Source organism: Candidatus Zixiibacteriota bacterium (genome assembly GCA_035574315.1).
In the GTDB taxonomy this organism is placed as follows: domain Bacteria; phylum Desulfobacterota; class Binatia; order UBA9968; family UBA9968; genus DATLYW01.
The window spans coordinates 51,972-68,514 of sequence record DATLYW010000015.1 but is presented as its reverse complement, the minus strand read 5'-3'; the positions used below and the strand labels follow the sequence as shown (position 1 = coordinate 68,514).

Here is a 16,543-nt window from a genome sequence, read left to right as displayed (position 1 = left end):
CGGCGGAAAGCCGGAGCTCAGATCCCGTTCAGGATCTCCATCAGCCTCGCGGCGTCGGGAAGCCGCGTTACCGACCGCGCCGCCTCGATCAAGGCGGTTTGCTGTCTCTCTTCGAGCACTCCTTCGCAGCAGGAGCGCACCTTCTCCTCCAGCTCGGCGTCCGAGAGGGGATTGTCGGGCCCGCCGCGGTAGCGCTCGTCGGCCCGACCCTCGAGGGTCCGCCCGTCCCGCAGGCGGATGACGATCCGCGAGCGCATCTTGTCGAAGCCGAGGGCCTCGATCGCCGGATCGAACTCGGTCGAGATCCGCCGCTGCATCGCCTGCATCGGAGGGCTGCCCACGAACGCGTCGGAGAATTCCCGCTTGCCCGCCCGGCGCGCCAGGGCGATCATGGCGAGCGCCGCGGGGAGCGAGAACTTGGCCTGGAGATGATCGGCCGCCACCGGGTAGCGGATCGGCTTGAGGATGTTCGTGCCGGCGTAGACTTTCACGCTCTCGATCTCTTCGGGCTTCACGTCGTGCTCGGTCACCAGCCTGAGCATCAGGTCGATGGTCGGGTGCGTCAGCACGCCGCACGGATAGGGCTTGATCGAGACCCCGAGATCGACGATCGACCAGGTTCGGCCGAAGCCCTGGGAAATCTTTTCGGCGCTCACGCCCCCGCCGTGGACGGCGAAAAAGCCCCACGGCCCGTCGAGCGCGTCGGGGTCGGCGGTGAAGCCGCGCGCGGCGAGCAACGCCGCCGTGACGCCGTTTTCCGCGGCGCGTCCGACGTGCAGCGGCTTGGTCATGGTGCCGAAATTGCAGCGGATGCCGGCCGCCAGGCTCGCCGCGATGCCGAAGCCCCTGCGGAGCTGCTCCCCCGAAAGACCGAGAATCTTTGCCGCGGCGGCGTAGGCGCCAAAGGTCCCGACGGTCCCGCTCGAGTGCATCCCGCGGGCGTAGTGCTGCGGCAGCATCCATTCGGAGATCTTGCACTCCACCTCGAAGCCGACCAGAAACCCGAGCACGAAAGTCTCGCCGTCGACGCGTCCGGCTCTCTGGGCCGCCGCGAGCGCGGCCGAAAGCGGCGGGATCGTCGGATGCGTGAGCAGCCCGTAGACGTGCGCCGGGTCGCGGCTCACCTGACTGTCGTCCCAGTCGTGCGCGTGGCCCGCCGTGCCGAGAACGCGCGCGGCGGCGGCCGCGGGGACCCTCACCGCGCCGCGCTGAAGCAACAGCGCCTCCGGCCGGCCCCCGGTATGCTCCGCCTCGTCCGCGAGGATCTGCACGGAGCGCTCCTCCGATCCGGCGACGAAGAGCGCCAGGCCGTCGAGCAAGCAGCGCGTGCCGATGCGAATCGCCTCGGACGGGACATCGCGCAGCCGGGCCGCGGCGACGAAGGCCGCCGCGGCGGCCGTGGTTTTCATTTCGGGAGGAACCTTGGCGAATGCGTTCGTGTCCGCAGTCATCGTCCAACCTCGCGCTGATGATCGTTGACGGGCCGCAGGGGCCGTCCTCAGAGCCATAGCGCAAAAACGCGCGCCGGGCCAGAGCGGGAGAAAGCGCCTTCATGCCGGGCGCCGGCGGGTTTGCGGCCCGGGCCGCGGCTTTTCGGACTTGACTGGATGGAAATCCCGAAACATTCTAATGGCACGATGCCGATCGGGCCGAAAAAGCGCGCGCGAAAAATCGTCGTCCGCAAATCACCGATCCACGGGCGCGGCGTGTTCGCGCGGGTTCGAATCCCCAAGGGAGCCCGGATCATCGAGTACACGGGCGAGCGAATCTCGCAGCAAGAGGCGGACGAGCGCTACAGCGAGGCTCACGCCCGGTCGCCCCACACCATGCTCTTCGAGGTCAACGACCGGATCGTGATCGACGCGACCCGGCGGGGCAGCGCAGCGCGCTGGATCAACCATTCCTGCGCTCCGAACTGCGAGGTCGTGGAGGAGGACGAGCGGATTTTCATCGAGGCGCGCCGCGAGATCCGGCCGGGAGAAGAGCTGACCTACGACTACAACCTGCAGCTCGGCGAGCCGCACACCAGAGCGGCCAAGCGGGCCCACGCCTGCTTCTGCGGCGCGCGCCGCTGCCGCGGCACGATGCTGGGCGAGCGGGCCTGAGCGGCCCGGCGCGGGAGCGGAAGAGCGTTTCGCGAAGGCGCTCAGCGCGCGACCGTCAGTCGCGCGATCTTCCGGGCGTCGTCGAGCTTTTCGAGGTCGAGGAGCGTTTCCTCGACCTTCTCCACGCGAGAGCGCGGCAGGGCGCGCGACGCGAGAAGGCGGAATTTCCTCAGGACCTCGTCCCTCGTCATGGGACGCTTCTCGCTGCCCCAGGCGTGAAGGACCCTCTCGCTGAAGGTTTTCCCGTCCGCAAGCCGCACCTCGAGCTGCACGCCATGGCGGCCCTCGTCCCCCAGGGCGTCGAATTGCGGATCCTCGATCACCTCGACCTTGCGCGCCGTCGCCAGAACGTCGGGGCGCCGGATCGATCCTTCCGTGACCTGATCGACGAAAAAATCACGATCGTGGAGCAGCACGGCGACGCAAAAAGGGAGGTTCATCTGCGCCGTGATCATGCTCCTCGGCTCGTAGCTCCAGCCCACGTGGAGCCTGGTGGCACGCGTCGCCCGGATTCGAATGCTCTCGACGTCTTGCGGGCGAACCTCCGGATGGTCGCGCAGGATCTTCTTCAGCGCGTCGATCGAAGTATGGTTGCTGCCGCAGCAGGGGTAAGGCTTGAAGCCGACGTTGAGCGTCTCGAAACGTTTCCCGAGGCCCTGAGTGAGGTGGTGGAGCTTCGGCTGATCGACGAAGGTCGAGCAGAAGCCGCCGTACGGCGCTTCGAGAATATCCTCGATTCCCGTAAAGCCCTGCGCGGCCAGCAGCGCGCCGTAGACTCCGGCCTGAGCGGCGCGGCCAGCGTGCATGCGCTTGACCATCGAGGCATGCTGAGCGGCCATCAGGCCGGCAGCCTGCGTGCCCGCGATGCCCAGGGCGTGAACGGTCTCGGCGGGGCCGAGGCGCAAGAGCTTCGCCGCCGCAGCCGCCGCGGCGAAGGTGCCGGAAGTCGCGCTCGGGTGAAATCCCCGCCGCAGCTGCGCCGCTCCGCCGGTCATCGCGACGCGGCAGCCGACTTCGTAGCCGGCGACAACCGCGGCGAGAAACCGCCGGCCGTCGACGCCGCCCGCGCGCCGCACCAGCGCGTCCGCGGCGGGAACGGCGACCGATCCGGGGTGGATGACGCCGACGCGATGCAGGTCGTCCAGCTCGAAGCTGTGGACGAGCGTCCCGTTGGCGAGGGGGGCGCTCGTGGCGGGGACCTCGGCGCCGTTGCCCCAGATGAGGGCTCCCTTGCCCCGGCCGAGCTGCCGGGCGAAGGACGTGATGAGCTTTCCCCAGGGAAGCGTGGAGCCGAACAGAGCGCAGCCGAGGGAATCCAGGAGACAAAGCTTGATATGAGAGAGGACTTCCGGCGGGATGTCCTTGTAGGACAGGCGCGCGACGTAGTCCGCCAGCGCCCGCGTCGGAGAGCCCTGCGCCGCGTCTGCGGCCTGCGCTTTCGCCATGGAACCCTCCTTCGGCTTCGGGCCTTCGCGCCGGGCCCGCGGGAGGCATCTCCTTCGGTCCGGACGGCGCTGCCGTTTTTTCATACGCCTGCACGCCGTTGTCAAGCTCCGCCAGCCGAGTTTCGCCGGGAAAGATCGACTTGCCGGAGCGATGTGATACACCACGGTCTCGTCCAGGAGGTTCGAAATAAAAACCGAAAGCCGTACACCCGTCGCCGATCGGGCGATTGCATCCCGAAGATCGGAGGCTCCGGCGGGCGTCCTTGACAGTCCTTCCCGGGATGCATAAGGTGCGGGTCGCAAAGCCGGGCCGGAGCCGCCGGCCGCTTCGGGCGGGGGCTCAAAGCCTTTCGTAAACGGCCTCGCACGGGAGTGGGCTAAGTTCGTCTCCGCGGGAGGTTGGCCATGAAAAGCTCCGACAGAGTACCGCCGCGCTCGCTCATTGATCTCACGCTTGCGGGCCTGCTCGTTCTCTTCCAGGCCGGGAACGCCTTTGCCCAGGCCGATTTCTATCGGGGAAAAACGATCAAGATCATTCGCGGCGGGGGGCCCGGCGGCTCGGGAGAGTTCCAGACCAGAGCCCTGATGCGGGTGCTGGAAAAACACATTCCCGGGAAACCCAACCTGCTGCTCGAGTTCGTGCCGGGCGCCGCCGGCAGGAAAGCGGCGAACCTCATCTACAGCTCGACGCGGCCCGATGGGCTGACGATAGGTTCCATCGGTGCGGGGCTGGTGGTCGGGCCCATCCTGGGGCTGCCGGGAAGCAACTACGACCTCGACAAGTTCATCTATCTCGGGTCGACCGACACGGGCGACCCGTACATTTTCTACACCAAAGGCGAGCTGGGGCTGGACACCCTGGAGAAGCTCCGAGCCAGAAGCGGGCTTCGGTTCGGCGCGCACGCCGTCGGCCATCCGGTGTACGTGACCGCGCGCATGGCGGCCTATCTCATCGGCCTGAAGTCGCCCACGTTCGTGACCGGCTTCACCGGGCCGGAAATCTACATCGCTCTGGGACGCGACGAGCTGGACGCGCACGTAACCGGCGCGGCCCGATTCGTGATCGAACAGCCCGAATGGATCAAGAAAAAGCTCGTCCATTTCCACGCGACGCTGACGGTGCCGAAGGGCCGCCACAACCCGACCTTCGCCCACGTGCCAGAGTTCGAAACCTTCGCCAGGTCCGACGTGGAGCGAAAGCTGCTCGACATGTTCCGGGCCTTTCAATATCCGCGCTGGCCTTACATCTTTCCCCCGGGAACGCCGGCCGAGCCCGTGCGGATCATCCGGGAAGCGATGCGGAAAGCTTTTGCCGATCCCGAGTTTCCGGCCGAGTTCAAGAAGCTGATGGGCGACAGCCCCGTTCCCGTCGACGGCGAAGGCGTGGAGCGCGCGATCAAGGAGCTGCCCCGGGCCCCGGAGGTCGTCCAGCTCTACAAGAAGCTCGCCGGGCCGGATCCTCTGCCCGGCCGTTGACGGGCTCGCGAGCGGAACCGTCGTGAGGCTCGAAATGAAGAACGAGGCGCGGAGCGCGGCGCGCCGGAGTGAACCGAAGGATAATCGCAGTTTCTGGTTTGCGTTCCCGGTTTCCGGGTTTTTGCGGGCGACCGTTCAACCTGTGAACGATTGAAGCGCGGCGGCACGTCGTTACGAGCTCGCTGATAAGTCGGTAGGGCGCGGCACCGCTCAGCGCCGCGGCCGCTCGATGAGTCTTCTTGCAAGGAGGAGAAATATGAGAGCCAGGGCCTTCGGCACGCTGAAAATCGCGGCCGCCTTGATCCTCGCTTGTGGCGGGGCGGCTTTCGCACAGGAAAGCTTTTTCAAGGGGAAGACGATACGCATCATCGTCGGCTTCTCCGCAGGCGGCGGCTACGACACCTATGCCCGCGTCATCGCCCGCCATCTCCCGAAGTACATCCCCGGCAATCCGACGGTCGCCGTGGAGAACATGGCGGGCGCCGGCAGCATGATCTCGGCCAACCACATCTACAAGGCCGCCAAGCCGGACGGTCTCACGATCGGCCACTTCATCGGCGGACTTTTCCTCCAGCAGCTTCTCGGGAAACCCGGAATCGAGTTCGATGCGCGGCGCTTCGAGTACCTCGGCGTTCCGGCTCAGGACGAGTTCATGCTCGGGGTGTCCAGGGCGAGCGGAATCACCAGCGCGGACCAGCTGATGGCCTCCAAGAGCCCGCTCAAGCTGGGCGGGGTGGCCACGGGCTCGGGCACCGACGACCTCCCCAACGTGCTCAAGGCGACCATCGGCCTTCCGGTTCAGCTTGTCTCGGGATACAAAGGGACCGCGGATATCCGGCTCGCCTTCAACAGCGGCGAGGTTCAGGGCTTGAGCAACTCCTGGCAGTCGTTCAGGGCGACCTGGCGCAAGGAGCTCGATGCGGGCGATCTCGTCATCGTGCTGCAGGAGACGCTGACGCCCCACGCGGAACTTGCTCACGTGCCGCTCGCGCTCAACTTCGCCAAGACCGAGGAAGCGAAGAAGCTGATCCGCACCGTGATTCAGGTGCACGGCCCGACCGTCCGTCCCTTCGTGCTCCCTCCGGGAACGCCGAAGGAGCGCGTTCAGCTCCTGCGCAAGGCGTTCATCGAGGCCCTGAAGGATCCCGAGCTCCTGGCCGAGGCGAAGAAGGCCCGCCTCGAGATCAATCCGCTCGACGGGGCGGAGCTGGAGCGGGGCGTCAAGGAGATTCTCAACCTGGACGCGGCACTGGCGGCGAAGCTCAAGGAGGTCCTGAGATAACCGACCCGACGGGACGCTTCGTCGCCTTCGCGCAGGCGCCTCAGAGTCCGTAGAGCGCCCGCGCGTTGTCGCTCAGAATCTTTCGCTTGATCCGCGGCGCCAGGTCGGCTCTTTCCCTGAATATTTTGATCGCGTCGACGTCGCTCGAGATGTCGGTGTGCCCGTAGTCGGTTCCGATGACCAGGCAGTCCTCGCCGGCTTGTTGAACGATGTAAGGCAGGTCATCCGAGTTCTCGCAGGTAACGAACAGCCGATAGTCGCGAGCGAAGTTCTCGGGCCACTCGCGGCCCAGGGTTTTGAAGCGTTTCCTCGCCTCCACGATCACCCATGGAAGCCACTGCGCGCTGGCTTCTATGAACCCCCATCTCAGCCTGGGAAACACCTGCGGGATCTCGCTGAGCACGACGTCGGTGAACGCGGCTACGGTGGGGATTCGGAATCGGTGGAACGTGGAAGCGATCGGCACGGGGTGGCGGTACAAATCGCAAAGCCATGGATTGCCATTGGCGATGTGAACCGCGATCGCCATGTCCAGCTTTTGCGCCTCGTCGTAGATGGGGTAGAAATAGGGGTCGACGAGCAGGCGGTGCCCTTCGACCGGGCGCATCAGCACGGCACACGCGCCGTTTTCCCTCGACCAACGGATCTGGTCCAGGGCATCCGTCATGCTCAGCGTCGGCGCCATGCAGGACCAGCGCAGACGCCCCTTTCCCTGCTTCCAGATCTCCGCAAGCCAGCGATTCCAGCTCTTGCACAGGGCGACCTCGACCGCCGCGCGGTCCGTGGCCGATTCGATGAACATGGTGTTGTGCAGGACCTCGATGTCGACGCCGGTTCGATCCATGTGCTCCAGCCGCAGGTCGACGTTGCCCAGCTCGCGGGACTCCAGGCGGTCGGCGAACTTCCGCCCGACCTGCCGGGAGCGCCGTTGCAGCTCATCGTCGGAGAACGCGGGAAAGCGAAATCCTCTCACCTTACCGTCGATCACCCAAAATTGAAGCTTGACCCCCGCCTGCTCACGGGTTTCGAGGGGAATCGGGCGAAACTGGCTCTCCGACGGGTCCATGAAGTCCCAGGTGTGAGCGGACTCCACGACATGGGCGTCGGCGTCGATCACGAGATCCTCGGCAGGTACATCCGGAGACATTTCGGTCGACCTCCTTCTGGATATGTAAGCATCCTGTCACAGGCCGTGGCCTTCCGAACCCGGTCTTCGCGGCGGCTCGTTCGATCGTTGTTCGCGAGTCCTTGAATTCCTTAATATACGCGTTCGCGCGATGTCAATGTCCGTTCCGTGGTGCGATCCGGAGGCGAGTCGGCGGGAATTGGAGGAGAGCGCGATGGCGTCCGACAGCTGGCGCGACATGGCTGGGATCATCAAGCCTGCCACGGCTCCGGCTTCGCTCGTGGAGATGATCCGGATGTTGCCGGACGGGATCGGAGTGATCCCTCTTTTCAACAACATGCGCCACGACAGGACCGAGGAGTCCGGGCCGCGGCCGAGCCGTTTTTTACCTGCTGGACGGCCCTTGCCCCGCGCGCATCGCGAGGTCTTGCGGGCCGGCGGCGGTTTTTGATAGCTTCGGCTGCCTCGAGCGCTCGTCCGGCGAGCGACGGGGACCGAAGCGCTATCGCAGCGACGGAGGTCCGGATCTCGGCCTTGAACGGGTTCGAAGAGTCACTTCCGGCGTATCAGACGAGCTTTCGCAAGTTGCAAATCTCTCGTCCGAGGAGGAGAAGATGCAATCGAAGCGCTTGTTGGCTCGAGGGCTGGTCCTGCTTTTCCTGGCGATCCCCACCGGGGGTGCGGGGGCGGCCGATGCCCCGCCGTACTACGAAGGAAAGACGCTTCGTATTATCGTCTCTTCGGGGGCCGGCGGCGGGACCGACGCCGCGGCCCGCCTCGTGTCGCGGTTCATCTCCAGGTACATTCCGGGCAACCCCAAGGTCATCGTGCAGAACATGCCCGGCGGGGGCGGAACGATCGCCAACAACTACTTCGCGAGCGAAGCGAAGCCCGACGGCCTGACGATCATGCAGGATTCCTCTTCCGGGATCGCCAATTTCGTCCGGGGAGGGCCGACCATCAAATACGATCCGCGCCGCTTCAGAGTCATCGGCGGCATCGCGCGGCCCGGAAGCCTGCTGATGATTCGCAAGGAAGCGCGGGCGCGGATCTCGGATCCCGCGGCCAAGCCGGCGGTGGTCGGCGACACCGACGGCATCCGTTCCTGGGTGGCGATGACGGTCTGGGGCGCCGAGTACCTCGGGTGGAACCTCCGGTGGGTCTACGGCTATCCCGGAAGCCGGGAGCTGCAGCTGGCGATGCGCCAGGGGGAGATCGATCTCTGGGCGACGCAGAACGCCAAGCTCGTCAAGGATCTCCAGCGCGAGGGGATCGTCGACGTTCTGGTTGCCGAGGAAAACAAACGCCGCGAGGATTTTCCCGCCGTACCGACGTTCGTCGAGGTCCTCGGCGCGAAGAAGCCCGGCGGGCTGGCCTGGCAGGCCTACATGGCGTGGGCCGGCGCTCCGGAGCTGGACAAGTTTCTGGTGGCACCGGACGGGACCCCCGACCATCTGGTCGCCTTGCTGCGCGATGCCTTCAACAAGCTCATGAAGGATCCGGAAGTCGACAGGGAAGGAGACAAGTTCTTCGGCGACGGCTGGAAACCTCACTCCGCCGAAAAGATCGAGAGCGTCATCCGCGAGCACATCGCCATTCCCAAGGAAGCAAAGGAGTTCATCACCAAGATGCGGCAGAAGTACGGGCTTCCCGTCGGCGGGAAGAAATCGTAGTTCGCCTCGGGTCAGGCGTGCCGGGGTCGGGTGGGATCTCGGACGATTTCGCAGGTCGATCATGCTGGAAGCGGCCGTCGAAGGTTTAACCGGCGTCCTTCAGCCGCGGGCCCTCGGCTTCATGTGTCTCGGCGTGCTGATCGGCAGCCTCGTCGGTTTCCTTCCCGGAATCGGCGGGCCGAGCACGCTGGCGATCATGCTGCCCTTCGTGATGACCATGCAGGACCCCATGCAGGTCATCGCGCTTCTCGTCGGCATGGACGCGGTGGGGAACACAGCCAGCGCTTTCACCGCGATCCTCATCTCGGTGCCGGGAAGCTCGGGGTCGCAGGCGACCGTCCTGGACGGCCACCCGATGGCGAGGAACGGCGAGGCCGCTCGGGCCCTCAGCGCCTCCTTCGTGGCTTCGCTGCTGGGCGGGCTTTTCGGCGCTCTGGTTTTGCTCGCGTCGCTGCCCGTGCTGCGGCCGCTGGTCCTGAGCTTCAGCTCGCCGGAGTTCTTCGTTCTCACTCTCTGGGGCGTGAGCATGGTGGGGATCCTGAGCGGCAGCGCTCCGGTGAAAGGCCTGCTCGCGGGCATCCTCGGAGTGTTCATTTCGACTATCGGCCTCGACGCCAAGTCGGGGATCGAACGGTTCGCGTTCGATACCCCGTACCTCTGGGAGGGGATCCATCTCGTGCTGGTCGCTCTCGGGCTGTTCGGCATTCCCGAGGTGATCGATCTGGCCGGCCGCAAGGGAACAATTGCCAGGTCGGAGGAGTTCGGCCGCGGATACGTTCAGGGGATCATCGACGTGTTCCGGCACTGGTGGCTGCTGCTCCGCACGTCGTTCATCGGTGCCTGGGTCGGCTTTCTTCCCGGCCTCGGCAGCTCGGTCGCGGACTGGTTCGCCTACGCGCACGCGGTACAGACTGAAAAGGAGCGCTCGAGCTTCGGCAAGGGCGACGTCCGCGGCGTGATCGCTTCCGAGGGTGCGAACAACGCCAAGGAAGGAGGAGACTACATACCGACGCTGGCCTTCGGGATCCCGGGCGGGACGTCCACCGCCCTCGTGCTCACGGCCTTTGTCGCGGTGGGGATCAAGCCCGGACCCGACATGCTCACCACCCAGCTCAGCCTGACCTTCGCCGTGATCTGGACCCTGGTGATCGCGAACATCATCGCCACGGCGGTCTGCATGCTGTTTGCGAGGCCGATCGCCCGGATCTGTTTTTTCCCGTTCCACATCGTCGTGCCGCCGATCGTCGCCTTCATCTTCATCGGCGCTTTCGCCGCCGGCTTCCACAGCTACGATCTCGCGGTGCTGATGATCTTCTCGCTGCTCGGCTTCTTCATGAGGCGGCACGGCTGGCCTCGGGCGCCGTTACTGCTGGGCGTCGTTCTCGGAAAGAAGATGGAACTCTATCTCTGGCTGTCCTATACCCGCTACGGACTGGAATGGCTGACGCGCCCGACCGTCCTCATATTGATGGTTCTGCTTCTCGTTTCCGTTGTCTATCCGTTCGTCCACGACTGGAAAGCGAAGCGCCGGCCCGAAGCCGCGGTCAAGGTGGTGACGTGATGGCTCGCGGGATGGAACGACTGCTCTTTACTTCGCTCGTGGGACTGGTCATTTTCGGCGCACTTTGGATCGCCGCAGACTGGCCGCTCCGCGCCTCGATCGTCATACTGCTGCTGGGCGGAGTCGGGACGGTGCTGGCGGCGGTGCAGTGGGCGACCGATTTCAAATCCCTGGGCGAGGAGCGTTCCAGCCCGGCACGGCCGACCTTCGACACCGCTGCAATCGAGCACTCGGGACCGTGGGGCACCCTGGAGATCTGGGCCTGGCTCTGGGGGCTTTTCGCCGCGATTCACGTGGTCGGGTTCCCCGTGGCGCTGCCGCTGTTCGTTCTTGCCTACGTGAAGTTTTACGGCGGCGGGTGGACCACGGCCTGCTCAATGGCGGTGGCGACGTGGGGTTTCCTCTACGGGATCTTCGAGAAGGTGCTGCACGTTCCCTGGCCTCCGGCGTTGCTGGGGTCCTGGTTGTAGGTTTCCGGTTCCCGACCGGCGGTTTTGAAGCTGGCACCGCCACGTTTCAACGCCCAATGAGCTCTTCAGAAGGGGGCGTTTCATGCCAGCCTTGCTGATTGCGGTTTTTTTCGGTCTGGGGGCCGTCTATTTTGCGACCCAAAACACGACGCCGGTCGGCATCTGGTTCGGGGGGTGCCGTCGAAGCCGTTCCGCTGTACGCCGTGATCGCGGGCTCTCTCCTCGCGGGAATTCTCGTGGCCTGGATCGTGTACGCCGCAACAAGATCGGCTTCGTCGACGTTTGTGTTCTAAGGCAGGGCTCGCGCCGCGGCGAGAGGTGACGAAATGGCGCGGCTCGAGCAGCGCCTCGATCGTCTCGAGGCGGACAATACGCGCCCGCGGCTGGACCGGCTGCCTTCGGGCGAGCCCGCGGCGGAGCCTCCGCACAGGGCCTCGTAGCTTTCTGCGGCGCTCACGGCCGGTCCTGTTCTTTCACGAATCCGGCGAGCTCCTCCAGATACTCTTCCTGCTCCTTGCCGCGGTACAGAGCGAGCGAGCCGTCCTTCGTCAGCGGGATGCCGCCATAAAAATGGAAGGCGTGGCCGTCCCAGTCGTAGAACTCGTCGCCGCGCCGGTAAATCTGCTTCCAGCGGTAGCCCACAGGGCTCCGATGCAGGCCGGTTCGCGCCGGGAGAGCATCCTGCTCCTCGATCGACTGCCGCAGCGCTTCCTTGGCGTCTTCTTCCTCGGGAAGCCCTTCCCACATCCGCCGGTAATTCGGCATGTAGTCCTCTTCGCGGACCGTCAAGGCGGTGTGCATGTCCCACCACGGTCCGTGCCCCGCCACCCGCTCGTCGACCCGGTCGACGAGCCGGTAGACGAGCCGGGCGCCCGCCTGTAACCGCAAGACCAGCGTGCCCTCGGCGATCGCCGCGCCGCGGGAGGGCCGCAGGCCGCAGTACCTCTCGAAGAAAGCCGCGGTTCGGCTCAGGTCGCGCGAGCCGAACACCACGTGGCTGATGCGGCCGACCTTCTCCGGCGTGGCGATTTCCATCGCGCCCGGGGGCATGATGTCCGGCGCCCAGAACTCGTACTGGTTGCCGTCGGGATCCTCGAAGTAGACGGCGACGCCTTCTTCTCCTTCGGCCGCGGTGCGGACCGGGTCGGTGTGGGGAATGCGGTGGCGGTCGAGCCGCCGAACGTGCGCGTCGATGTCTTCGGGCCGGATGTAAAACGCGCACCGGGGCAGGTCCCTGCCGAGACCTCCGCTCGGGGGAAAGACCTCGGGCTGCAGAAACGCGCCGATGCGGCAGGAGCCGCCCTCCCACCAGAGGAAACACATGATCGGGGCATTCCTCTTTCGCGCCGCCGTAGTGAGGCCGCCGATCGGGCGGCGCAAGAGCCCGGTCGCATTCACCGCCCAGTCGGACCAGGCGGCCATGTCGTTGGTTCCCACGACATGGTGGTCGATCCAGTGAACGACTCCCTCAGGTTCGTCGAATCCCATGGCGCGCCCCTCTGTTCGATGCCGGCGTCAGGACCCCACGTACCAGAGAGAGCCGAACGGGTCAAGCCGCTGCGTTTCTTGACACAGAGCCCTTTCCCGACGTACGTTGCCCGAGGCCGCCGCAAGCGAGAAGCTGTGCGCGAACCGCGTCGGGAGGCGCGCCGCGACGCAGCGTCCGACGATCCGCCCCGAGGAGGCTTCATTGGCGATCCTGGATTCCTTGCGCGCCGAGCTGGCGCCGACCGGCACCTTGCGCGCAGGCATCAACTACGGCAACCCGGTGCTCGCCCGCAGAGACCCGCGCAGCGGCGAGCTGAGCGGCATCGCGGTCGTGCTCGCGCGTGAGCTCGCCCGCCGCGCCGAGCTGCCGCTTAAGCTCGTCGGCTACGAATCCGCGGGAAAGATGTTCGCGGCCTTCAAGCAAGGCGCCTGGGATATCGCTTTTCTCGCGCTCGACGCCGAGCGGGCGAACGAGATCGATTTCACGGCGCCTTACCTGGAGATCGAGGGCGCCTACCTCGTGCCGGCGGGATCGCCGCTTCGAGCGCCAGCCGACGTCGACCGCGACGGCACGCGGATCGCCGTCTCGGCGGGGAGCGCCTACGATCTGTTTCTTACCCGCAGCCTGAAGCACGCCGTCCTGGTGCGAGCGCCCACCCCCGACGCCGCCTTTGCGCTCGCCGTCGCCCGAGAGGTCGACGCGGTGGCGGGCGTGAGACAGCATCTCCTTGACAATGCACCGAAGCTCCCCGGAAGCCGCGTGCTCGACGGCCGTTTCATGGCGATCGAGCAGGCGCTGGGCCTGCCGAAGGGGCGGCCGCAGGCCAGGGACTACCTTTGCGAGTTCGTCGAGGAGATGAAAGCTTGCGGGCTGATCGCGCGCGCGATCGAGGAGGCGGGGCTCCGCGGCGTCACGGTGGCGCCGAAGGCGCGGTAGCCCGGGAATCGGGCGTGCGATGGAGGTGGCGCATGCTGATATTGCAGGTGACGATCGAGGTCAAGCCGGAGCATGTCGAGGAGTTCCTGGAGGCGGCCCGCTATGATGCGGAGCATTCGGAAAAGGACGAGCCCGGCTGCCTGCGCTTCGACGTGATCCGCGACCGCGAGAACCCGAACCGTTTTTATTTCTACGAGGTCTACCGCGACGAGGCCGCCCTGGAAGCGCATCGCCGGAGTCCGCACTTCAAGCACTATCAGGAAAGAACGCGCTCCTGGCTCGCCGCTTCGCCGGAGCGCCGCTTCGGCACCAACGTGGTGCCGCCGGACACGGCCTGGCGCTAACGGGACGGGATGGAAGGGGTCCTGCGCCGGGATCGCTGGCTGTTGTCGATCTGCGTCGGACGCGTTTTCGCCTACTCCAACTTCATGGTGTACGCGGCGTGCCTCCCGATTCTCAGAGAGCGATGGCAAATGTCCGCGACCGAAGCCGGCACCATCTCCTCGGGCTTCATGGTCGGCTACACGATCTCGCTCGTGGCTTTCTCGTGGCTGGCGGAGCGCGTCGGAGCGCGGCGTGTCTTCGTGCTCTCGGCGTTCGCGACCGCCGCGGGTGCGGTCGCGTTTGGCTTCTTCGCGCGAGGCTACGCGTCGGCGCTGCTCCTCTACACGCTCTCCGCCATGACGCAGGGCGGCAACTACACTCCCGCGATCATGATCATGGCTGAGCGCTATCGGGCCGACCGCCGCGGGCGCGCCGTCGGGTGGTTGATCGCGAGCACGTCGGCCGGATACGCGTTCTCGCTGGCGACCTCGGGCCTCTTGCTCGCGCTCGGCGACTATACGCTGGCCTTCGTCGGTACCGGCCTGCTCCCGAGCCTCGGCGCGCTCATCCTGTGGCGCGCGTTGCGGGACGTGCCCAATAGAGTCCATCGGCCGCCGAGGCATGGCGAAACCGCGGCAGCGCTCTTGGGCAACGTTCGAGCCCGGCAGCTCGTCGCCGCCTACACCTGCCATTGCTGGGAGCTGCTCGGCATGTGGTCGTGGGCGCCCGCTTTTCTCGCTGCGAGCCTGACGCTTTCCGGAACCGCTTCCGCGAAGGCGGCCGAGGCGGCTTCGTATCTCGTCGCCGCCATGCATCTCGTCGGGGCGCTCGCCGCATCGACCATGGGCCATCTCTCCGATCTCTGGGGTCGGGGAGCGGTCTTGCTGCTCCTCGCCGCGGCGGGCACCGTGGTGTCCCTGGGAATCGGCTGGCTCGTGGGGGGACCGCCTTTCATGATGATCGCGCTCATTCTCGTTTACGGTTTCGTCACAATCGGCGATTCGCCCGTGCTGTCCACGGCCCTGACCGAGGCGGTGGCTCCGGCTCATCTCGGCTCGGCGCTCGCAATCCGCTCGCTGCTCGGCTTCGGGGCCGGGGCGGTTGCGCCGACCGCCTTCGGACTGGCGCTCGACGCGGCGGATCTTGCCGGTTTCGGGCCTCCGGCGGCCTGGGGCTCCGCATTTGCGGTGCTGGCGATCGGCGGGGCGGGAGCCGCCTGGAACGCCTGGCGGTTTGCGCGCGAGCCGCGATGCGCGACAGGGAATCCAGTGAGGCCGTAAGTATGCGGACATCGTATCATGGCGGCTCGCGACCGAGACCCCGGAATTGCTTCCGGCGGTGCAAAGGAATCTTTGAACCGGATCGCAGGTGCTTCCCAAAAGGGTGACCGATGCCGGGAATGTCCCTCGCGAGCAGCGCTCTGTCTCTGGTTCGCTCCCTTCGGGTGCTGGGCGCCGAGCGCGCCTGGCTTCTCGGCGTGCTCACGGCCGGCCATTTCGTGATCCACTGGTTCCAGCAGTCCCTCCCGGTGATCCTGCCGACGCTTAAGGCGGATCTGGGGCTCAGCCACGTGGAGGTCGGCGCGCTCAGCTCGGCGCAGCAGATGGTTGCGGGTCTCGGACAGCTGCCGCTCGGAATCGCGGCCGACTCGCTGGTTCGCCATCGGGCGGCGATTCTGGCGCTGTCGCTGGCGTCGATGGGGACCGCTTATTTCCTCCTCGGCGCCGGTTGGTTTTTCGCGGCGCTCGTCGGCTCGGGCCTGGTCGGCCTGGGAACGGCGCTCTGGCATCCGGCCGCCGCGGGGGTGCTCTCGAACCGGTTTCCGGAGAGGCGCGGCACCGCGCTCTCGATCCACGGAACGGGCGCGACCCTGAGCGATACGATCACGCCATTTTGCGTGGGTTTCCTTCTCGCGAGCTTTTCCTGGAGAGGCCTCACACAGGCGCAGCTCGTCCCGGGCCTACTGTTCGGGTTCCTGCTCTGGCGCGCTCTGACGACCGCGCTCGGAGACGGAGGTCCCGCCCCGGCGAGCGCCTCCGGGCAACTGCGCGACGTGGCGCGACTGCTCAGGGACGCCGCGTTTCTGGGGGTCTCGGCGGCGACCGGGCTCTTGCAGATGGGGCGGCTGGTGGTTCTCACCTTCTTTCCCATCTACCTGCAGGAGCATCTGGGATACACCTCGGTCGGCGTCGGCGGGTTCGTCGCCTTGCTGCACGTCATGGGAATCGTCTCGCAGCCCGTTCTGGGGCTGCTTTCGGACCGTTTCGGCCGCAAGGCCGTGCTCGTGCCTTCGTGCCTGGCGCTCGGTTTGTTCTTCGCGCTGCTCGCCGCCGCGCCCGCGGGCGCGGCGCTCGCGCTCGTGGTTCTGGTAACCGGCGTCTTTTTCTACACGATCTTCAACATCATGAACGCGGCGGTGATGGACGTCGCCGGCTCGAACATCCAGTCGTCCACATACGGTCTTACTTTTCTGATCACGCAGCTCGCCGTGATCCCGACGCCGATGCTGACCGGCTACCTGATCGGCGCGTGGGGGATCCGGTCGGCTTTCGTGCTCGCGGGAATCTTCCTGCTGGTCGGTGCCGCCGTGATCGCGCCGCTGAAGCTGTACGGCGGGACCCGAGCGCAACAGCCGGCAAGCGCCCGCAAATAACGA

Annotated in this window: 15 protein-coding genes; 11 read left to right on the top strand and 4 right to left on the bottom strand. The window is 66.2% G+C overall.

The genetic code is table 11. The features are described from left to right. Positions 1–17: 17 nt before the first annotated feature. A complete protein-coding gene (locus VNN77_04580) occupies positions 18–1,451 on the bottom strand; it encodes an MmgE/PrpD family protein (protein ID HXG50670.1) in 1,434 nt (477 codons plus the stop codon). Between the two features lie 156 nt (positions 1,452–1,607). Here VNN77_04580 and VNN77_04575 point away from each other — a divergent pair, with 156 nt between their 5' ends. Then, entirely contained in the window at positions 1,608–2,105 is a 498-nt protein-coding gene (locus VNN77_04575; GenBank protein ID HXG50669.1) for an SET domain-containing protein-lysine N-methyltransferase, read from the top strand. Positions 2,106–2,146: 41 nt separating this feature from the next. On the opposite strand, the gene VNN77_04570 is transcribed toward VNN77_04575, so the two are convergent. Next, positions 2,147–3,550, bottom strand: coding sequence for an MmgE/PrpD family protein (locus VNN77_04570; GenBank protein ID HXG50668.1), 1,404 nt, complete (start codon positions 3,548–3,550; stop codon positions 2,147–2,149). Positions 3,551–3,955: 405 nt separating this feature from the next. Here VNN77_04570 and VNN77_04565 point away from each other — a divergent pair, with 405 nt between their 5' ends. Both VNN77_04565 and VNN77_04560 read left to right on the top strand, forming a co-directional pair. Beyond that, the gene (locus VNN77_04565) at positions 3,956–5,026 is read left to right on the top strand and encodes a hypothetical protein (GenBank protein HXG50667.1); all 1,071 of its coding nucleotides are present in this window, start codon (positions 3,956–3,958) and stop codon (positions 5,024–5,026) included. A 256-nt stretch (positions 5,027–5,282) separates the two neighbouring features. Then, the gene (locus tag VNN77_04560) at positions 5,283–6,308 is read left to right on the top strand and encodes a tripartite tricarboxylate transporter substrate-binding protein (protein ID HXG50666.1); all 1,026 of its coding nucleotides are present in this window, start codon (positions 5,283–5,285) and stop codon (positions 6,306–6,308) included. A 40-nt stretch (positions 6,309–6,348) separates the two neighbouring features. Here the strand turns inward: VNN77_04560 and VNN77_04555 are convergent, their stop codons facing one another. Further along, positions 6,349–7,455, bottom strand: coding sequence for an amidohydrolase family protein (locus VNN77_04555; protein HXG50665.1), 1,107 nt, complete (start codon positions 7,453–7,455; stop codon positions 6,349–6,351). 178 nt (positions 7,456–7,633) lie between these two features. Between VNN77_04555 and VNN77_04550 the strand changes: the two genes are divergently transcribed. The 4 genes from VNN77_04550 (at position 7,634) to VNN77_04535 (ending at position 11,138) form a co-directional block, all read left to right on the top strand. Further along, on the top strand, positions 7,634–7,885 hold the full coding sequence (locus tag VNN77_04550; GenBank protein ID HXG50664.1) for a hypothetical protein: 252 nt from the start codon (positions 7,634–7,636) through the stop codon (positions 7,883–7,885). A gap of 163 nt (positions 7,886–8,048) precedes the next feature. Then, positions 8,049–9,107, top strand: coding sequence for a tripartite tricarboxylate transporter substrate-binding protein (locus VNN77_04545; protein ID HXG50663.1), 1,059 nt, complete (start codon positions 8,049–8,051; stop codon positions 9,105–9,107). Between the two features lie 61 nt (positions 9,108–9,168). After that, a complete protein-coding gene (locus tag VNN77_04540; GenBank protein ID HXG50662.1) occupies positions 9,169–10,668 on the top strand; it encodes a tripartite tricarboxylate transporter permease in 1,500 nt (499 codons plus the stop codon). After that, positions 10,668–11,138 (top strand): tripartite tricarboxylate transporter TctB family protein, encoded by a 471-nt coding sequence (locus VNN77_04535; protein ID HXG50661.1) that lies wholly within the window; start codon positions 10,668–10,670, stop codon positions 11,136–11,138. Before VNN77_04540 ends, VNN77_04535 begins: the two co-directional genes overlap by 1 nt. Positions 11,139–11,591: 453 nt before the next feature. On the opposite strand, the gene VNN77_04530 is transcribed toward VNN77_04535, so the two are convergent. Beyond that, positions 11,592–12,626, bottom strand: a complete 1,035-nt coding sequence (locus VNN77_04530; GenBank protein ID HXG50660.1) for a VOC family protein — start codon at positions 12,624–12,626, stop codon at positions 11,592–11,594. A 202-nt stretch (positions 12,627–12,828) separates the two neighbouring features. Here VNN77_04530 and VNN77_04525 point away from each other — a divergent pair, with 202 nt between their 5' ends. The 4 genes from VNN77_04525 to VNN77_04510 all read left to right on the top strand — a co-directional run bounded on the left by VNN77_04525 (position 12,829) and on the right by VNN77_04510 (position 16,540). Next, on the top strand, positions 12,829–13,563 hold the full coding sequence (locus VNN77_04525) for an ABC transporter substrate-binding protein (protein HXG50659.1): 735 nt from the start codon (positions 12,829–12,831) through the stop codon (positions 13,561–13,563). 32 nt (positions 13,564–13,595) lie between these two features. Then, positions 13,596–13,907, top strand: coding sequence for a putative quinol monooxygenase (locus VNN77_04520; protein ID HXG50658.1), 312 nt, complete (start codon positions 13,596–13,598; stop codon positions 13,905–13,907). Between the two features lie 9 nt (positions 13,908–13,916). Continuing rightward, a complete protein-coding gene (locus VNN77_04515) occupies positions 13,917–15,167 on the top strand; it encodes an MFS transporter (protein ID HXG50657.1) in 1,251 nt (416 codons plus the stop codon). Between the two features lie 119 nt (positions 15,168–15,286). Beyond that, positions 15,287–16,540 carry an MFS transporter gene (locus tag VNN77_04510; GenBank protein HXG50656.1) on the top strand — a complete coding sequence of 418 codons (1,254 nt, stop codon included), beginning with the start codon at positions 15,287–15,289 and terminating at the stop codon, positions 16,538–16,540. Positions 16,541–16,543 lie beyond the last annotated feature (3 nt).